Source organism: Pseudomonas sp. L13 (assembly GCF_009935965.1).
GTDB classification, from domain to species: domain Bacteria; phylum Pseudomonadota; class Gammaproteobacteria; order Pseudomonadales; family Pseudomonadaceae; genus Aquipseudomonas; species Aquipseudomonas lactis.
Genome location: NZ_QODJ01000022.1, coordinates 1 through 17397, shown reverse-complemented (window position 1 = coordinate 17397; position 17397 = coordinate 1). Strand labels below are relative to the sequence as shown.

The 17397-nt window shown below is 61.9% G+C and carries 20 protein-coding genes; 8 read left to right on the top strand and 12 right to left on the bottom strand.

Annotation, left to right across the window (positions count from 1 at the left end; genetic code table 11):
* Window positions 1–106: 106 nt before the first annotated feature.
* Both DK871_RS13190 and DK871_RS13185 read right to left on the bottom strand, forming a co-directional pair.
* A complete protein-coding gene (locus DK871_RS13190) occupies window positions 107–817 on the bottom strand; it encodes a FadR/GntR family transcriptional regulator (RefSeq protein WP_161905348.1) in 711 nt (236 codons plus the stop codon).
* A gap of 38 nt (window positions 818–855) precedes the next feature.
* Window positions 856–2088, bottom strand: coding sequence for an MFS transporter (locus DK871_RS13185; RefSeq protein ID WP_161905347.1), 1233 nt, complete (start codon window positions 2086–2088; stop codon window positions 856–858).
* Between the two features lie 113 nt (window positions 2089–2201).
* Here DK871_RS13185 and DK871_RS13180 point away from each other — a divergent pair, with 113 nt between their 5' ends.
* Together DK871_RS13180 and DK871_RS13175 are read left to right on the top strand one after the other, a co-directional pair.
* Window positions 2202–3086 carry a LysR family transcriptional regulator gene (locus DK871_RS13180; protein ID WP_161905346.1) on the top strand — a complete coding sequence of 295 codons (885 nt, stop codon included), beginning with the start codon at window positions 2202–2204 and terminating at the stop codon, window positions 3084–3086.
* Between the two features lie 56 nt (window positions 3087–3142).
* Window positions 3143–3820: a GNAT family N-acetyltransferase gene (locus tag DK871_RS13175; RefSeq protein ID WP_161905345.1), complete on the top strand. Its 678-nt coding sequence runs from the start codon at window positions 3143–3145 to the stop codon at window positions 3818–3820.
* On the opposite strand, the gene DK871_RS13170 is transcribed toward DK871_RS13175, so the two are convergent.
* Window positions 3810–4412, bottom strand: coding sequence for a TetR/AcrR family transcriptional regulator (locus DK871_RS13170; protein WP_161905344.1), 603 nt, complete (start codon window positions 4410–4412; stop codon window positions 3810–3812). The two genes, DK871_RS13175 and DK871_RS13170, sit on opposite strands and share 11 nt — an antisense overlap.
* 72 nt (window positions 4413–4484) lie before the next feature.
* Here DK871_RS13170 and DK871_RS13165 point away from each other — a divergent pair, with 72 nt between their 5' ends.
* A complete protein-coding gene (locus DK871_RS13165; RefSeq protein ID WP_161905343.1) occupies window positions 4485–5084 on the top strand; it encodes an NAD(P)H-dependent oxidoreductase in 600 nt (199 codons plus the stop codon).
* 1 nt (window position 5085) lies between these two features.
* On the opposite strand, the gene DK871_RS13160 is transcribed toward DK871_RS13165, so the two are convergent.
* The 3 genes from DK871_RS13160 to DK871_RS13150 all read right to left on the bottom strand — a co-directional run bounded on the left by DK871_RS13160 (window position 5086) and on the right by DK871_RS13150 (window position 7580).
* A complete protein-coding gene (locus DK871_RS13160) occupies window positions 5086–5475 on the bottom strand; it encodes a hypothetical protein (protein ID WP_161905342.1) in 390 nt (129 codons plus the stop codon).
* A gap of 127 nt (window positions 5476–5602) precedes the next feature.
* Window positions 5603–6859 carry a 3-phosphoshikimate 1-carboxyvinyltransferase gene (aroA, locus tag DK871_RS13155; protein WP_161905341.1) on the bottom strand — a complete coding sequence of 419 codons (1257 nt, stop codon included), beginning with the start codon at window positions 6857–6859 and terminating at the stop codon, window positions 5603–5605.
* A 166-nt stretch (window positions 6860–7025) separates the two neighbouring features.
* Entirely contained in the window at window positions 7026–7580 is a 555-nt protein-coding gene (locus DK871_RS13150) for a UPF0149 family protein (RefSeq protein ID WP_161905340.1), read from the bottom strand.
* Between the two features lie 184 nt (window positions 7581–7764).
* On the opposite strand from DK871_RS13150, the gene DK871_RS13145 reads away from it, so the two are divergent.
* Together DK871_RS13145 and nudC are read left to right on the top strand one after the other, a co-directional pair.
* Window positions 7765–8577, top strand: a complete 813-nt coding sequence (locus tag DK871_RS13145) for a crotonase/enoyl-CoA hydratase family protein (protein WP_161905339.1) — start codon at window positions 7765–7767, stop codon at window positions 8575–8577.
* Window positions 8578–8582: 5 nt separating this feature from the next.
* Entirely contained in the window at window positions 8583–9416 is an 834-nt protein-coding gene (gene nudC / locus DK871_RS13140) for an NAD(+) diphosphatase (protein ID WP_161905338.1), read from the top strand.
* Here the strand turns inward: nudC and DK871_RS13135 are convergent.
* Together DK871_RS13135 and DK871_RS13130 are read right to left on the bottom strand one after the other, a co-directional pair.
* A complete protein-coding gene (locus DK871_RS13135; RefSeq protein WP_003191011.1) occupies window positions 9384–10163 on the bottom strand; it encodes a TSUP family transporter in 780 nt (259 codons plus the stop codon). The two genes, nudC and DK871_RS13135, sit on opposite strands and share 33 nt — an antisense overlap.
* 232 nt (window positions 10164–10395) lie before the next feature.
* Complete coding sequence (locus tag DK871_RS13130) at window positions 10396–11355, bottom strand: LysR substrate-binding domain-containing protein (protein ID WP_161905337.1); 960 nt, start codon at window positions 11353–11355, stop codon at window positions 10396–10398.
* Between the two features lie 114 nt (window positions 11356–11469).
* On the opposite strand from DK871_RS13130, the gene DK871_RS13125 reads away from it, so the two are divergent.
* The 3 genes from DK871_RS13125 to DK871_RS13115 are packed head-to-tail and all read left to right on the top strand — an operon-like array spanning window position 11470 to window position 13693.
* The gene (locus DK871_RS13125; RefSeq protein ID WP_161905336.1) at window positions 11470–12396 is read left to right on the top strand and encodes a haloalkane dehalogenase; all 927 of its coding nucleotides are present in this window, start codon (window positions 11470–11472) and stop codon (window positions 12394–12396) included.
* Window positions 12397–12418: 22 nt separating this feature from the next.
* Window positions 12419–12889 carry a nuclear transport factor 2 family protein gene (locus tag DK871_RS13120; protein WP_161905335.1) on the top strand — a complete coding sequence of 157 codons (471 nt, stop codon included), beginning with the start codon at window positions 12419–12421 and terminating at the stop codon, window positions 12887–12889.
* Between the two features lie 39 nt (window positions 12890–12928).
* The gene (locus DK871_RS13115) at window positions 12929–13693 is read left to right on the top strand and encodes a nuclear transport factor 2 family protein (RefSeq protein WP_161905334.1); all 765 of its coding nucleotides are present in this window, start codon (window positions 12929–12931) and stop codon (window positions 13691–13693) included.
* Between the two features lie 4 nt (window positions 13694–13697).
* Here the strand turns inward: DK871_RS13115 and pcsA are convergent, their stop codons facing one another.
* From pcsA to DK871_RS13095, 4 genes are all read right to left on the bottom strand, one after another.
* Window positions 13698–14414 carry a phosphatidylcholine synthase gene (gene pcsA / locus DK871_RS13110; protein ID WP_003191017.1) on the bottom strand — a complete coding sequence of 239 codons (717 nt, stop codon included), beginning with the start codon at window positions 14412–14414 and terminating at the stop codon, window positions 13698–13700.
* 148 nt (window positions 14415–14562) lie between these two features.
* Window positions 14563–15483, bottom strand: a complete 921-nt coding sequence (locus tag DK871_RS13105) for a class I SAM-dependent methyltransferase (RefSeq protein WP_161905333.1) — start codon at window positions 15481–15483, stop codon at window positions 14563–14565.
* Window positions 15484–15990: 507 nt separating this feature from the next.
* Window positions 15991–16479, bottom strand: a complete 489-nt coding sequence (locus tag DK871_RS13100) for a DUF1289 domain-containing protein (RefSeq protein WP_161905388.1) — start codon at window positions 16477–16479, stop codon at window positions 15991–15993.
* A 153-nt stretch (window positions 16480–16632) separates the two neighbouring features.
* Window positions 16633–17397: ribonucleotide-diphosphate reductase subunit beta (locus tag DK871_RS13095; RefSeq protein ID WP_161905332.1), on the bottom strand; the 765-nt coding region annotated here is incomplete at its 5' end.

The following is a 17397-nucleotide window of genomic DNA, read 5'->3' as shown; positions in this document are numbered from 1 at the left end:
GCAGGGATACCTAAGGCTATACATTTTGGTCTGCTTATCAGGTTGTCAGACTAATGTTTTTGTTAAAAAAATGGCGTGTCCAGGGACACGCTGCAAACAGGGTGGATCAATTCGTGGTCGGCAATTCCAGGTGCAGGCGCCGCGCCGCGGCACGCAGGTGCGCCTCGGCACCGGCGGCGGCGCGTTGGGCGTCGCCGTCGACGATGGCCTGGTAGAGCTGTTGATGTTCCAAGGTTGCGTCGGCCGAACCATTGGCAAAGCGCGAGGCCGAGTTCTCCCACGCGGTTTTACGCGCCGTGGCCAATTGGCTCCTGAGGAAGTCATGGAAGGCCACGAAGTAGTCATTCTTGCTGGCGTCGGCAATGGCGCGATGGAACTCCACATCGGCCAGGGCCGCCGCTTCAAAGTCGTCGCGGTTGTCCTGCATGGCCTGCAAGGCGCTTTGCATGCGTTGCAGGTCGGCACTGTCGCGGCGCTGGGCAGCAATCGAAGCGGCCTGGGTTTCGATCCACAGACGTACTTCGAACATCTGCGCCAGGTCAGGTCGTCGCCCGTTTGGCTGCGGGAAACGAAACACCGTGCCCGCAGGGGTCTGCGAAATGAACGAGCCCAGGCCCCGGCGGGCGGTGAGCACACCGTCGGCCTTGAGCTGGGCAATGGCTTCACGCACCACGGAGCGGCTGACGTTGAGCTGTTCGGCCAGTTGCTGTTCGGTCGGCAGGCGCGACTCCGGCGCCAGTTGGCCGGAGTCGATTTCTGCGCGAATGGCGCTGACAACCCGTACGACAAGCGAATCGGGGCGCTGGAGCTCAAGCATGGGAAAACCTTGGTGATCAGGTTGTCAGACAATAGTCGTTACGATTTTAGCTTGTCAATATTTGTCTGCTTCGCGTTGGCGAGCGTGGGCGCGCGTTTCCAGGCGATCAGGGCGGCCAGCAGCAACAAACCCGTTGCCGTGGCAAAGGTCGCGTGCAAGCCGGCAACCACCGCATCAGGCGCGGCGTGGCTGACATCCGGGGTGGCGCGGGCGAACACCGCGCCGAGGGCCGATGCGCCGATAATCAGGCCCAGGTTGCGCGATAGATTCAGCAGGCCGGACACAGTACCTCGGCGTGCCGCCTGTACATGACTCATCACCGCCGTGTTGTTGGCCGCCTGGAACAGGCTGTAGCCGGCCGTCAACACGATCAGCGCCGCGAGATACATGGCGAGCCCCGACACCTGCGACAGCAACAAGCTCCCGCACAGCATTACACCCAACCCCATGAGGGTTACGCACTGGCTGCCGAGGCGATCGGTCAGGTAACCCGCCGGTACACCGGTAACCGCCGCGACCGCTGGCCCCACGGCCATGGCCAAGCCCATCCAGGCGGGATCGAGGCCCAGGCCACGCGACAGGTAGAACGGGCCCACCACAAACGTGGCCATGATCACCGCCGACACCAGGGCACTCATGGCCAAGCCGGCGCGCAACGGCGCATCGCGCAGGGGCGCCCAGAATGTATCGCCTGGCCAAGCGTCGCGGCGGTCAGCATCCACCGGCAAATAATGGTAGGCGAGGGCGGCAGCCACACCCGCCAAGGGCAGGCCGATCAAAAACAGCGCGCGCCAGCTCCACAGGCTGAGCAATACCCCGCCGACACTCGGCCCCATGGCCGTGCCGAGTGCCGACAGGGTGCCGAGCAGGCCCATGACTCGGCCGGTATTTTCTTTAGTGACGGTGTCACCCACCATGCCCAGGGTCATCGCCATCATGATTGCCGCGCCCAGGCCCTGGAATGCCCGTGCCCCGATCAGCCAGGGCAGGGTTGGCGCGGCGGCACACCCGGCGCAGGCCAGGGCAAACACCAGCAACCCGGCCAGCAGCAGGCGCCGGCGCCCCAGACGGTCGCCCAGGCGCCCGGCGCTGACGATCACGGCGGTGATGGCCAGCAGGTAGGCTAGCACCACCCATTGCACGGCATGAAACGAGGCCCCGAAGGCGTGCGCCACGCTGGGCAGGCCGACATTGGCGATGCTGGTGCCCAGGGCGGCCAGCAACATGGACAGCGACAAGGCGACCAGGCCGCCGCGTGTGGAGGTTTGCATGCGCGTTTCCTTGAGTGAATGCACCTGTCACAAATCTACGGCGTCGCCTAACATGGCGGAAGACGCATGGGTTGCAGGTTATAGCTGCACCCAACGCCTGATAAGGAGCCCGCATGCCCGACCTCAATTTACTCATCACCCTCGACGTGCTGCTTGCCGAAGGCAGCGTCGCTCGCGCCGCCCAGCGCCTGCGCCTGAGCCCTTCGGCCATGAGCCGGGCCCTGGCGCGTTTGCGTGCGGCCACTGGCGACCCGTTGCTGGTGCGCGCCGGGCGCGGCCTGGTGCCGACGCCCCGGGCCTTGCAACTGCGCGAGCAGGTCAGCCAACTGGTGCAGGACGCTCAGGCCGTATTGCGCCCGGCACACACTCTGGACTTGGGGGCGGTGGTGCGCACCTTCACCCTGCGCACCAGTGAGGAATTCATCGAACGTTTTGGCCCCGCCTTGCTGGCGCGCATCGCCCAGGAAGCGCCCGGTGTGCGCTTGCGCTTTGTGCACAAGAGCGACAAGCACAGTGCGTTGCTGCGCGACGGTGGTGTCGACCTGGAAACCGGTGTAGTCGATGTCGGCGCCAGCCCCGAGGTGCTGACCCAAGCGCTGTTTCGTGACCGCCTGGTGGGCGTGGTGCGCGAGGGCCATCCTCTGAGTCGCGGCCCTTTGAGCGCAGCGCGTTTCGCCGAGGGACAACACGTCTATGTGTCGCGGCGCGGGCAGGACCGTGGCCAGATCGACGATGCTCTGGAGGCGCAAGGTCTGGTTCGGCAGGTCAGCATCGTGGTCGCGGGTTTCAACACGGCCATCGCCCTGGCGCGGGGCACTGACCTGATCGCCAGCGTGCCTGAGCGCTATATCACCGTGCCGCCTCGAGGCTTGCACTGCTTTGAGCTGCCGGTGACGTTGCCGCCGTTTACCGTGGCGATGCTGTGGCACCCGCGACAGGATGCCGACTTGGCCCATCGCTGGCTGCGCACCTGTTTGCGCGAGGTGTGCGGGCCATGAGCGGCCCGCAACAGGTACAATCGCCGCTGCCTTGACGCGAAACCCCAGGAATTTGCATGTTCAGCCTTACCCGCTACACCACGCCGTGCCCCGAACCGATCAACAGCCAGATCCTGCAGATGGTGGTAGACAACCTCACCGACATCAGCAGCGTGGCGCTGGCGCCGAGCAACCTGCTCTACAACATCTACCAGTACACCATCGGGTTTGAGGTGCACCTGTACCTTGAGGCGTTGAATGGCGAAAAAGGCGTTGCGGTGGAGTTGGTCGTGGCGATGGAAGACGACGCGGTGGTGGGCTTTTGCCTGTATCTGCCGGTGAAGGATGATCCGCATGCGTGTGGCATCGCGTTTATGGCGGTGCAGGCCGGCTTTCGTCGCCAGGGTGTGGCACGCAGCATGCTGGACGAGGTGTTGGCGCGTTATCCCCACGCCGAACTGGCCTGTGCGGTAGAGAAGGTCGCGGTGTTCGAAGCCATGGGGTTCCAGGTGCGCGGTGCGCGTGGCCCCCAGGTCGTGATGAACACTCGCAACTACGCCACCGAAGGGCTGATGGGCGTGTTGGATGTGGCCTCGATCTACAGCTCGCTGGAAGTGCGGCAGATCCACACCTACCTGCTGCAAAAACACGGCAAGCGCGCCATGGTCGACGCAGAGAAACAGCGTGATCGGCACCTGGACCAGTTGACGCGCAAGGCGCAACTGTTCGTCCAGAGCCGTCTGCCTATGGCCTGACGCGCCTGACCATCCCGAGGATAGTCTCCAGCAGCTCCTGCTGAGCTTCCTCGCGGCTGATCTCGCCATTGGCCGCCGCATGGGACAGCGCTTCCGCCGCGCCGAGCATGGCGCGCAACCCAGCCTGAGAAATGCTGCCGCCGTGGGTGAAGGGCGACAGCGCGTCCCGGCACTTATCGAGGAAGATCGCCTCGTATTCACGCTTGGACGCTTCCAACTCCGGCGAACCGCTCAAGGCGGCAATCACGCCGGGGATTTCCCGACCTTGCAACAACACACAATCGACATACGACGACGCGATGACCCACGCCCGGTCTTCAAGGGTCGCGTTGCTGGTGGCGATGGCTTCGGCAAACACCTGGTCCTGGCGCGCGTCGAAGTCTGCATACAGCGCGGCCAGCAACCCCGCGCGCGTCGCGAAGTGGTCGTACACCACCGGTTTGGTAACGCCCGCCAGCTCGGCCAGGCGGCCCAGGGTCAGGGCGTCGGTGCCTTCGTCACGCACCAATTGCCAGGCCACGTCGAGTAACTGACGCAGGCGATCTTCACGGGACAAACGACGACGTGGGGCAGGGGATTCACTGCTTGACATGCTTATATACCAAAAGTAACTTATTCGACGTAACTTACTAAAAGTAGATTAAGCCGAAACGGAGGCAAAGTCATGCACGCACTGATCGTTGTTGCTCATCACGACCCACAATCCCTCACCCATAGCGTGGCCACCGAGGTGGGGGCGGGCTTGACCGCCTCTGGTCACACCTTTGAAATGGCCGACCTTGCCGCCGAAGGTTTCGACCCACGCTATACCGCCGCCGATCATTGGGTTCACCGTACACGCGCCACGCCGCCAGCCGACGTGCTGGCCGAACAGGCCCGCATCGACCGCGCCGACGCGCTGGTGCTGGCGTTCCCCATCTACTGGTGGTCGATGCCGGCGTTGCTCAAGGGCTGGGTTGACCGCGTATTCGTCAATGGCTGGGCGATTGATTACGGCCCCGATACACCGGTGCAGAAGAAACTAAGGCATTTGCACGTGCATCTGCTGGCCCTGGGGGCAGCTGACGAAAGTGCCTTCGATCGACACGGTTATGCCAAGGCCATGAACACCCAGATCGACTACGGCATCTTTGATTATTGCGGTGCGCGGGTTCTCACCTCCGAGTTGTTGCTGGATTCGGAAAGTGGCACGGCCCAGGCGCATTTGCACAAGGCCCGGGCTGTGGGGCAGGGGTTGTTTGAGCATGAGGCCGTCGCGGGTTAATTCAAGCGTCGCGAAACAGGTCGTGGGCGTCGAGCAAGCGGTAGGCAATCTCTGGGTTTTTCTCCAGGCCACGGCGAATGGAGGCGGGGATGGACTGGCGGGTCTTGCGACACATGCCCGGCAGTTCGTCGATGACGATCTGGATCCCGCGCATGCTCTTGACCTCGGTATGCCCTGGTGCGATGTGTACGCGGATGCCCAACTGGTCGTACATCCGCTGTTGCAGGTGTTCGAGGTCTTGCAGGCTCTTGAGGTTCTCCAGGCGCGACAGCAGGATTTTTTCCTGCTGTCGCGTCAGTTGGAGAATGCGCAGGTCAGCGCCGGGCGCTTGCAGCAGGTGTTCACGGTTGCAGACACAGGCGCCGGGTGGGCAGGGTTGGCGAAGGGTCATTGACGCTCCCGGCGGGATTGTAGGAGCGAGCTTGCTCGCGAAAAACTCACAGGCGCCGCATTCATTCAGCAAACACGCGTTTCGTTAACGTTTTTCGCGAGCAAGCTCGCTCCTACAGGTGGCTGTGTCAGTTGTTTAGGTGGACGCCCAGGCTGCCCAGGGCTTTCCAGTAGTCAGGGTAGGTCTTGGCCACGCAGTCCGGGTCTTGAATGCGAATGCCCGAGACCTTCAGCCCGGCCAGGGCAAAGCACATGGCGATGCGATGGTCGGCGTGGGTGTCGATCAGTGCGGTGCAGGCGGTGCCCGCTAGGGCCGGGTCGCTGGCGACCAGCAGGTCATCGCCCTGGATGGTCGCCAGGCCCGGGCGAATTTCGTTGAGACCATCGTGTAGCGCCTGCACACGGTCACATTCCTTGACGCGCAGGTTCGCCAGTTCAGTGAAACGCACCGGGGTGTTGTTGAATGCGGCGAGCACCGCCAGGGTCGGGATCGCATCCTGCATTTGCGAGCCTACCACCGTGGCCTGCATGTTCGGGAACTGCGCGATCACGGCCTGGGCCTTGGCGTCGGGCTGGGTGAAGTCCTGCGCGGCTACACCGATGTCAATACGGCCACCGGTCAGTACTTCTGCGGCCCACAGGTAAGTGGCGGCGGACGCATCGGGTTCGATCAAATAATCATGAGCGGTATAGCCAGTGGGGGCCACGCGCCAGGTGGTGTCGTCCACGGCGTCCACCTGGGCCCCGAACGCACGCATGCAATCGAGGGTCAGGTCCACGTAGCCACGGGCGCCGATGTCCTTGCCGGTCAGCGCCACTTCAATCGGCGCTTCGCCGCACGCCGCGAGCATCAGCAGGGCCGATACGTACTGGCTGGACAAGCCACCGTCAATCTCAAAACGCTTGGCCTGGACTTTGCCCAGGCCGTGCACGGTCACCGGTGGGCAGCCGGTGGGGCTGTCGACCTGGATGCCGTTCTGGCCCAGGGTAGCCAGCAGCGGGCCGATCGGGCGTTTTTGCATGTACTCGTCGCCGTCCAGTACCACGGTGCCTTGCACGGTGGCCACCGCAGCCGTGAGAAAACGCATGGCGGTGCCAGCGTTGCCGAGGAACAACGGCTGGGCCGGCAATTGCAGCGAGCCTTGGCTGGTGACCACAAAGGTGGTGTCATCCGGCTCGTCGATGGTGACGCCCATCTGCCGCAGGGCGACCGACATGTGGCGCGTGTCATCGCTTTTGAGCGCACCGCTCAAACGGCTGGTGCCCTTGGCCAATGCCGCCAGCAACAGCGCACGGTTGGTAATGGATTTGGAGCCGGGGGGCGCGACCTTGCCAGTGAGGGGGAAGTTGGGCGGTGTAACGGTCACGGTTTTCTGCGAACTCAAGGTACAAGGCTCCTGGTCAAGGCGAGGTGGCGTGGAGTGGCCGACATGCGGACCCGAATCATCAGGCAAACACGCCATGCTTGTCGAGTGAGCGGGTGATTTGCGTGCCCAAATGTGTGAGGGACTTACCCTAACTGTAGGAGCGAGCAAGCTCGCTCCTGCTGCCTTAACGCTGGCTCAGCCAGTAGTCATGCAGCGCACGCGCAGCCGGTTCGATCTCGCTGACCTGCTGTTGATGGGCGTTTACATCCAGGTCTGCCGGCAGTTCGAAATTGTCCTGCTCGGCGCACCAGGAAATCCGCTCCAGTTGCCCGGCTTGTACAGCGGGCAATGGCGGCCAGTTGGCGATCTCCACACCGCGCACATAGCCAAAGCACCATTCCTCGGCAAGGGTCACCGCCTGGTCTTGATGTTCTGTTTCATCGAAACGGGCTTTGAATGCCTGGGCATCAGTGGCCAATTGTTCGGCCAGGGTATTCATATGGCGTACACACAGTTCGAGAAAAGCCTGGGCCTCGTCCATGTTATCCCATTCAGGATTTTGCCCGCCCCAGATCGCCGGGAACCAGTCGGCCACATCCACCTTGGCCGGGCTGGAAACCAGGGCGGTGAAATAACCGTCGAGTTCGGCCATGTTCAGCACTGAGTGGTCTTCGCCGTATTTGAGCAAGGTGGCGTCAATGAATTCGAAATCGTCGGGGGCGAGGGGTTGGGCGTGCATGGCATATCCTTAAAACGTCGAGCGCCGCTGGCAGCGCGGCTTAAAGCGCAAAGGATGGCCTGTGCATCGGGTTTTATCCAGCGTCTTTTCCTTCACCGTGGCCAGTCCCGTTTTTGGCCGATGCGCCGTGGCGCACCCTTGATATAGTCTGGCCTTTCTCAATCGCCAGTCAGGGATCACTGCCATGTCCGAATACCAAGCCTTCGTAGTCGAACTCAGCGGCAACGTTGCCCATGTGCAGATCAATCGCCCGGAAAAGATCAACGCCATGAACGCGGCGTTCTGGACCGAAATCATCGACATCTTCCAATGGATCGACGAAACCGACGCCGTGCGTGCCGTGGTGCTCAGCGGCGCGGGCAAGCACTTTTCCTCGGGCATCGACCTGATGATGCTGGCCTCGATCGCCAATGATTTTGGCAAGGACGTGGGGCGCAATGCGCGCCTGCTGCGCCGCAAGATCCTTGAGCTGCAAGCCTCGTTCAGCGCCGTGGACACTTGCCGCAAGCCTGTGCTCGCGGCGATCCAGGGCTACTGCATCGGCGGCGCCATCGACCTGATCAGTGCCTGCGACATGCGCTATGCAGCTGAAGACGCGCAATTCTCGATCAAGGAAATCGACATCGGCATGGCCGCCGACGTCGGCACCTTGCAACGCCTGCCGCGCATTATCGGCGACGGCATGCTGCGTGAACTGGCCTACACCGGCCGTCAGTTCGGCGCCGATGAAGCGCGCCGCATCGGCCTGGTCAATCGCGTGTTTGCCGATCAGCAAAGCCTGCTGGCGGGCGTCATGGACCTCGCCCAGCAAATCGCCGCCAAGTCGCCGATTGCCGTGACCGGCACCAAGGCCATGATCAGCTACATGCGTGACCACACAGTCAATGACGGCCTGGAATACGTTGCCACCTGGAACTCGGCTATGTTGCAATCCAACGACCTGCGCGTGGCCATCGCGGCCCACATGAGTAAGCAGAAACCCGAATTCGTGGATTGACCGACATGACCCCAGGCTGGATTACCACAACGCTGCTGGACAACGACGCCCCTGGCGGCTGGGCCGTCGCCCGCAGCCGCGAAGGCTTTTTACACGACACCAACGGCCCGCTGTTCCCGCGCGAATGGCTCAAGCGTCAGGACTTGTCGATGTTTGCCGAACACGGCATCGGCCACCTCGACGGCGAGCCGGTGTACCTGCTGGAACTCGACTCGGTGGCGGATGTGCCAGGGTGCAGTTGGCAGGGCCTGCGCGGTTTTATGCTGCAAGGCGATCACACCCTGTACAAGGTGCTGGGCTACGCCGCGCAGATCGGCACCTGGGCGCGGGAGCACCGCTTTTGTGGCAGTTGCGGCCAGGCGATGGCGCAGGTGCCGAGGGAGCGGGCGATGTATTGCCAGGCCTGCGACCTGCGCAGCTACCCTCGGATCTCGCCGAGCATGATCGTGCTGGTGACCCGTGGCGATGAGATCCTTCTAGCGCGTTCGCCGCGTTTCGTCACCGGGGTTTACAGCACCCTGGCCGGTTTTGCCGAGCCGGGTGAGTCCGCCGAAGACTGCCTGATCCGTGAGGTGCGCGAAGAGGTGCAGCTGGAGGTCAAGAACATCCAGTACATGGGCAGCCAATGCTGGCCGTTCCCTCACTCGATGATGCTGGGCTTTCACGCCGAATACGCCGGTGGCGATATCGTGCCCCAGGCCGACGAGATCGAGGATGCGCAGTGGTTCAATATCCACGAGCTGCCGCCGTTGCCGGCGTCACGCTCGATTGCGCGTTACCTCATCGACCTCTACGTGGCCCGCCGCTTAGGCCACGCTGAACCAGTGCTGCCAGGCTAGGCGTACGGTCAGGCCCAGGACCACGGTGATAAACACCGGGCGAATGAATTTGGCGCCGCCGCTGATCGCGCTGCGTGCGCCAAAGAACGCGCCACACATCACCGACACGCCCATCGCCAGGCCGACAATCCAGTCCACCGACCCATTGATGATGAACACCGTCAGCGCCGCCGCGTTGCTGACGAAGTTCATGCTGCGCGCCACGCCGCTGGCCTTCACCAGGTCGATAGGGTGCAGCAGCATCGTGCTGACCGTCCAGAATGCCCCCGTGCCGGGCCCGGCCACGCCGTCGTAGAAGCCCAGGCCAAAGCCCTGGGTGGCTTGCCATTTCTTCTTGATCGGTGCCTCGGCGTCCAGTGGCGCCTTGGGCGTGCCGCCGAACAGCAGGTACACACCGCAGGCGAAGACGATCACCGGGAGCATCTTGTTCAGGGTTTCGGCGGGCAAGTAATGGGCGACGACCGCGCCGGTCAGCGCGCCGATTAACGTACCGACGATGGCGTGCACCCATTGGCGTGGGTGAAACAGCTTGCGGCGGTAGAAGGTAAAACTGGCGGTGGCCGAGCCGAAGGTGGAGCTGAGCTTGTTGGTGCCCAGTACCAGATGCGGCGGCATGCCGGCGGTGAGCAGGGCGGGCGTGGTCAACAAACCGCCGCCGCCGGCGATGGCGTCGATAAAACCGGCGATAAAAGCGACAACGGCCAGGATGGCCAGGGTGGTGAGGTCAACGCTGAGTTCGAAAGGCATGGGCAGGGCTTATTGTTGGAGGGCCGCAGAAAGCCAGCATCTTACTGCGATGTGGCGGGTGCAGGCGATGCAAATGTGAGGGCAAGCCTGCTCCCACACTGATCCTGTATTGCACCGATCCCTGTGGGAGCGGGCTTGCCCGCGAAGGCGGTGTGTCAGTCAGTGAGTCTTTAGCTGAACCACCGCTATCGCAGGCAAGCCTGCTCCCACACAGGTCTACACTGCCCAAAAATCAGCGCCCGGCGCAGATCCCACCAGGTACCGAGTTCTGCATCACAATCTGTGGCAGGTGCTCGGACAGAAAGTCAATCAGCGCCCTGACCGAAGGCAGCATGCCGCGCCGCGCCGAATACGCCAGGTGGAGCGTCAGCTCGGGGGCACTCCATTCTGGTAGTACCACCACCAGTCGCTGTCGAGCCAGCGCGGGCAGGCACGCGACATCCGGCATCATCGCGATACCCAGCCCGTGGATGGCCGCATTCAGGATCGTTTCATGCTCGCGGCACATCAAGGTCGGCCGCAGCCTGGCCGTGGTGCGTGCGCCATCGGGGCCCACCAGCAGCCATTGTGGCTGTGGCTCATCCGCCGCTTCGTAGTAGAGCGTTGGCCGTTGTGCCAGCTCGTCCGGATGAGACAGCGGCCCTGTGCGCTTGAGGTAGTCCGGGCTGGCGACCAGGATGCGCCGGCTGATCCCCAGGGGTTTGGCCACCAGGTCGGGGTCCATGTCCTCCGGCTGGCGCAGCCGCACGGCGATGTCCACCGATTCTGCCTGCAGGTCCACCGTGCGATCGGTGGCAAGCACCTGTACGCGCACTTGGGGGTAAAGGGTCATGAACGCCGGCAGGTAAGGGGCCAGGAATACCTGCGTCGCCAGCACCGGGCAACTGATGCGCACCAGCCCACGCGGCGCGGCGCTGGCCATGTCGATGACTTCTTGAGCCGCCAGCGCTTCGGTGATCGAGGCGCGGCAATGAATAAAAAATCGCTCACCCAGGTCGGTCAAGGACACATGCCGTGTGGTTCGATGAAACAAGCGGGCACCCAAGCGTTGTTCGAGCGCCGCGACGCGTGCGCTGAGGCGCGACTTGGGGATGCCCAGCACCCGTCCCGCCGCCGAAAACCCGCCGTGCTCGGCGACCATGGAGAAATAGTAGAGATCGTTGAGGTCCTCCAGTACAGCCTGAATGGTCATTCTATTGTCCGGTTTTAAGTAACAGAAGGTTCAAAACTAGCATCTATTTGAATGATTGTCCTTTGGTTAGGCTGATGACTTACCGAATCAGCTGGCACTCAAGGAGCCCCCGACATGCCTCTGCTTACCGCCGACAATCTTGCGAAATACGGCGACCCTCATCCACGCCAACGCGTTGCCGTGCTCGACACCGACATGAGCTACGTGGACGTTGGCGCTGGCGACCCCATCGTCTTCCTGCACGGCAATCCGACGTGGTCGTACCTATGGCGAAACATCATTCCTCACGCGCTGCCGCACGGCAGGTGCCTGGCACCGGACTTGGTCGGCATGGGGCTCTCGGGCAAGTCGCCGACCCGCGCCTATCGCTTCGAGGACCATGCCCGCTATCTCGATGCCTGGTTCGAGGCCTTGGGGTTGAGCAACGTTGTGTTGGTCACCGATGACTGGGGCACTGCACTGGGGGCGCATTGGGCCAACCGCAACCGGGATCGCGTACAGGCGCTGGTCTATATGGAAGGCGTGGTGTTTCCGGGGAGCTGGGACGATTACGCCGGTGCAGGCGAGGAGCTCTTCAAAGCCCTGCGTTCGCAAGCAGGCGAGCAAATGATCCTTGAGCAGAACCTCTTCATCGAAGGGATTCTGCCTCGCACCACCTTGCGCACTCTGAGTGTCGAGGAAATGGCCGCCTATCGCGCGCCTTTTGCCACCCGGGAAGACCGCTGGCCGACACTGACCTGGCCCCGCGAACTGCCTATCGATGGTGAGCCGGCAGGCGTGGTTAGGATCGTCGAGGCGTTCGGCGCATGGCTCGCAACCGACGCGTTACCCAAGCTGCTGATCGTCGGGCAGCCAGGCGCAGTACTCACCGGGCGTGCGCTGGCCTATGCCCGCACCTGGGCCAATCAACGCGAGGTCAGCGTGCCGGGCATTCATAGCTTGCAGGAAGACTCTCCGGCCGAGATCGGCCTGGCGCTGTCGCTGTTCCTGCGAGAACTGCGCCCCATCCCCTCAAGCCATCCCATTCACAACCGTGCATGACCTGACCCCCTGGAGGTAGACCATGAAACACACCTACAAAGGCCCTGACGATGCGTTGGAAGTGGCGCGCTTTGTCTGCAATGCAGTCAACGGCTGGACCGAAAACCCGACACGGATGATTCCCTATTTCACCCCGGACGGCGGTTGGGAGTTTCCGTTCGCGCCCACCGAGTTTGGCCTGTTCTTCAAAGAGATCCGTGGAGCTGAAGCCATGAAACGCTACTTCAGCTCGCTCGTGCCTTATATGGAAAACCTGGATGTCGGGCCGGTAGAAAATTGGACCATCCATACGCTGAAGACCCCGCATACCTACGTGTACGAATACACCGGCACAGCCACCATCAAGGGCTCGGGCAAGCTCTACGAGCAGAACTACATTTCGATCGTGACGCTGGAAGGCGGCAAGATCAAAACCTATCGCGAACATTGGGACCCCTACGTCGCGCTGCTCGATTTCGGCCTGGCGCGTCCCGTTGACGGTGACGCGAAGTAGCGACTGCGGCGACTCCTGATTGCAAAGACGAGGTGATACATGAACGCAAAAGATGTGGTGACCACGATGTGGACCGAACTGATGACCGCCAAGGACCCGGCCGTGATCCAGAAGTGGGTCGCCCCGACCTACAAGCAGCACAGCCCCTATGTGCAAACCGGCCGAGAAGGTCTTGAGCGGTTAGTGGCAAGCCTGCGAGACGACTACAGCTACGAGCTGGTGCGGGTCTTCAGCGACGGCGACCTGGTGGTGTTGCACGGCATTCATCGCAACTGGCTCAACGGTGTATTCACCGGCGGCGAAGCCGTTGTCGGCGTCGACATGTTCCGCGTCGTGGATGATCAGATCCAGGAGCATTGGGATGCGTCGGTGCCCGTGATGCGCATTTCTGCCTCCGGCCGCACCCAGCTTGACGGCCCGGCTACGGTTGAACATGCAGGCATGACGCGGCAGAGCAGAAACACGGCTAAAGCCTTCGTCCAGACGGTACTGGTCGACAAGCAGCATCAGCGCCTGCCCGAGTTCATCAGCAAGCATGGGTTGGCGCAGCACATTACGGAAATTGCCGATGGCGCCGCTTGCCTGGCGCAAGCGTTGACGGTGAGCGACAAGGAGTATGTCGCGATCAGGAAGGTGGTGGCTGAAGGTGAGTTTGTCGCGGTCCAGTCAGAAGGGCGGGTCAATGGTCAAACCCATACCTTCTGGGACCTGTTCAGGGTCGATGCGCATGCAAACATCACTGAACAGTGGCAGGTAGCGGCGGTGTTCCCCGATGTCGTACCTCACGACAACGGGGCGTTCTAGAGCGTTATTTGTGCGCGCCCAGCCATTCCACGGCCGTGCGCCAGATGCAGATACCCAGGAAGTACGCCGACATCAGCGACCACAGGCCAAATGTCCAAGGGTTGGTGTTGGGGTAGTCCACTACCATCAGGAAGCTGCACAACAGCCAGATGGTCGTCACTGCGATGTTGATCGGCATGAAGCGCTTGACCCGGAACGGGTGCAGGAACTTCATCGGCGTCACGGTCAACAGCGCCAGGCCGATCACGGTCAGCAAGGTGACCCAGGCATCCGGCTGGATGATATAGACGCACAGGGCAACGACGTTCCAGGCGGCAGGGAAGCCGACGAAGTAGTTGTCCTTGCTCTTCATGTTCACGTTGCAAAAGCAGAACAGCGACGACACCAGGATCACCGACACCGCAAACAGGTGGGTGAAATCGGGCAGGTCGATGTAGCGGTAGATAAACAGTGCAGGAATGAACACGTAGGTGAGGTAGTCGATCACCAGGTCCAGCACCGAGCCATCAAAGCTGGGCAGCACCGTGCTGACATTCACCCGTCGCGCCAGCGAGCCGTCGACGCCATCCACCACCAGCGCCAGGCCCAGCCACAGCAGGCACGCCTTGGGGGAGTTTTCCAGCAGCGCCAGAGTGGCCAGAAAGGCCAGTACCACACCGGTGGCGGTAAAGCCGTGGGCGCCCCAGGCTTTGAGTCTGGCTACATGCAGGGTCGATATCACGGGCGGTTCTCCAAAAGGTCAAACGGGGCAGCCGACGACGTAGCGCCGTCGAGTCTGGCCAGGGAATGCAGGTATCGACCGGGAAGGGGAGGATAAGGTTCACCGCCCGGCGTATCCGTTAGCGTAGCAAGCGTAGGATGTTTCGGCATCAGCCCTGACGGAACACCAGTGCCTTTAACCCGCTCTGGGGGTCGATATCAGGAAATTCCGGTGGGTTTTCCAGCCGCTGCACAAAGCGCAGGCCCGGCGCTTCGCGGGTCACGCCGTCGATCAGGAAGTCTTCGCCGAAGGCCGGATCGTTCATGCATGCCAGCACGGTGCCTTGGGCACTGAGCAAGTCCGGCAGGCGGCGCAGCACGCGCTGGTAATCCTTGGTGAGCAGAAAACTGCCTTTCTGGAAGGAGGGCGGGTCGATGATCACCAGGTCGTAAGGGCCGTTGTTCGTCACCTTGGCCCAGGACTTGAACAGATCGTGGCCCAGGAAGCTCACCCGGCTCAGGTCATGCCCATTCAGGCGATGGTTGTCGCGGCCACGGCTGAGGGCACCACGGGCCATGTCCAGGTTCACCACATGGTCGGCGCCGCCTTCGATGGCGGCCACGGAAAAGCCGCAGGTATAGGCGAACAGGTTGAGCACGCGTTGGCCGCTGGCCTGTTCGCGCACCCAGTTGCGCCCGTAACGCATGTCGAGGAACAGCCCGCTGTTCTGTTTTTTGCCCAGGTCGATCAGGTAGCGCAGGCCGCCTTCGGTGATGGTCAACTCGTCGATGGCGTCGCCCACCAGCCATTCGGTGGTGCTTTGCGGCAGGTAGCGGTGTTGCAGGGCCACGGTGTGCACGCCGAAGCGGCTCCACTCTATCTGCAACAGGGTGTCCTTCAGGGCTTGCAGGTGCTCGGTTTCTTTGAACAGGGCGACCAGCACGACCCCTTGCAGCCAGTCCACGGTGAGTTGCTCCAGGCCTGGCCAGCAGCGGCCACGGCCATGGAACAGGCGTCGGGTTTCCGTAGGCGCGTCAGCCAGGGCCGTGAGCAGGTGGGTGTGCAGGGTAGCGAGGGCGTCTGGGGTCATCGTTAAGCGTCGGTCATCGGGGCGGGCGGCATTTTAAACACAATTGGGGAGGAGGGGGCTGGCCTGTGAAGGGGGATGATGCCTCGCGATCCAACTGTGGGAGCTGGCTTGCCTGCGATAGCGGCCTGACAGCCAACACAGGTAGACAGTGTACATATCCGTTCCTGCGGTAACGGCCACCTAGGGTTCCGCTCTGACAGCGGCTCACTTTTGAAAGGAGCCCAAAAGTAAGCAAAAGGCTCTTGCCCCACCACTCGGCACCTCGCCTAGGCTCGGTGTGCCCGTAATCCGCCAGTGATTTGGGGGGCCGCCGCCACGCGCCATCCATGGCGCGGGGCGGCTAAACCGGCATCCCTGCCGGTTTACCCCCCAAATCCCTGTCGAATTCCGGCCAGCGTGGTTTAACGGGGCGCCTAAGATCAAAAGCAGATCAAGAGCGGCTCGCTTCGCATCGTGGTTACCGTCGATCACCATCGCAGGGGGCTCACACGGCGTTTGCGATGTGGGTCAGCGCGTAGCAATCAGCGCCGGCCCGAATGACTCTTTCAAGAAAACCGGGGCGATGTAGCGTTCGTAATGCGCCTCGGACAGTAGAAAGAACTCCCGGTCTATCGCATCGCGCAGGTCCGCCAGGTGGCGCTCGCGAAACTCCGGCAGCAACGCCAAGCCATACGCATCCAGCTTGGAGATCACCCGCGCGCCACGGGCAATCAGTTGGTATGCCCAGCAATACGGCGACTGGTGCGGCATAAAGCGTATCTTGCGCGCTTCCAGTTGCTGACGCAGGCAGTGTGGATCGAACACTTCCAGCTTGCTGGCCATCACCTGTACCAGCAACTGCTCCAGGCGCAGCCACACCGCTTGTTTTTCCTCAGCGCTATAGCCATTCCACTGGATCACTTCATGGTGATAACGCTTGCAGCCCCGGCAGACCAGGTCACCGTAGACGGTGGAGCACAGGCCGACGCAAGGGGTCTTGATGGTTTGGTTGGGCATAAAGGCAATTTGCAAAAGTTTGAAGAACACCGCGGCCCCCATCATGTAGGAGCGAGCTTGCTCGCGAAGACCCCAAGGGCACCGCGTTCATTCAGGATGCACGCGTTATCGTTGAAGTTTTTCGCGAGCAAGCTCGCTCCTACAGAGGTTACGTCAGTCCCAGCTCAACGCGCCGCCGGTCTGGTATTCGATCACACGGGTCTCGAAGAAATTTTTCTCTTTCTTCAAGTCCATGATCTCGCTCATCCATGGGAACGGGTTGGTGGTGCCAGGGTATTCTTCTTTAAGGCCAATCTGCGTCAAACGACGGTTAGCGATGAATTTCAAATAGTCTTCCATCATCGCCGCATTCATGCCCAACACCCCACGAGGCATGGTGTCGCGCGCGTATTCGATCTCCAGCTGCGTACCCTGCAGAATCATCTGGGTCGCTTCTTCCTTCATCTCGGCATCCCACAAGTGTGGGTTTTCGATTTTGATCTGGTTGATCACGTCGATACCGAAGTTCAGGTGCATCGACTCATCGCGCAGGATGTACTGGAACTGCTCGGCCACGCCGGTCATTTTGTTGCGGCGGCCCATGGACAGGATCTGGGTGAAGCCGCAGTAGAAGAAGATGCCTTCCAGCACGCAGTAATAGGCGACCAGGTTGCGCAGCAGCTCTTTGTCGGTGTCGACAGTGCCGGTTTCGAACTTCGGATCGGAGATCGAGCGGGTGTACTTCAGGCCCCAGGCGGCCTTTTTGGCGACCGATGGAATCTCGTGATACATGTTGAAGATCTCGCCTTCATCCATGGCCAGCGATTCGATGCAGTACTGGTAGGCGTGGGTGTGGATCGCCTCTTCGAAGGCCTGGCGCAGGATGTACTGGCGGCACTCCGGGTTGGTGATCAGGCGGTACACGGCCAGCACCAGGTT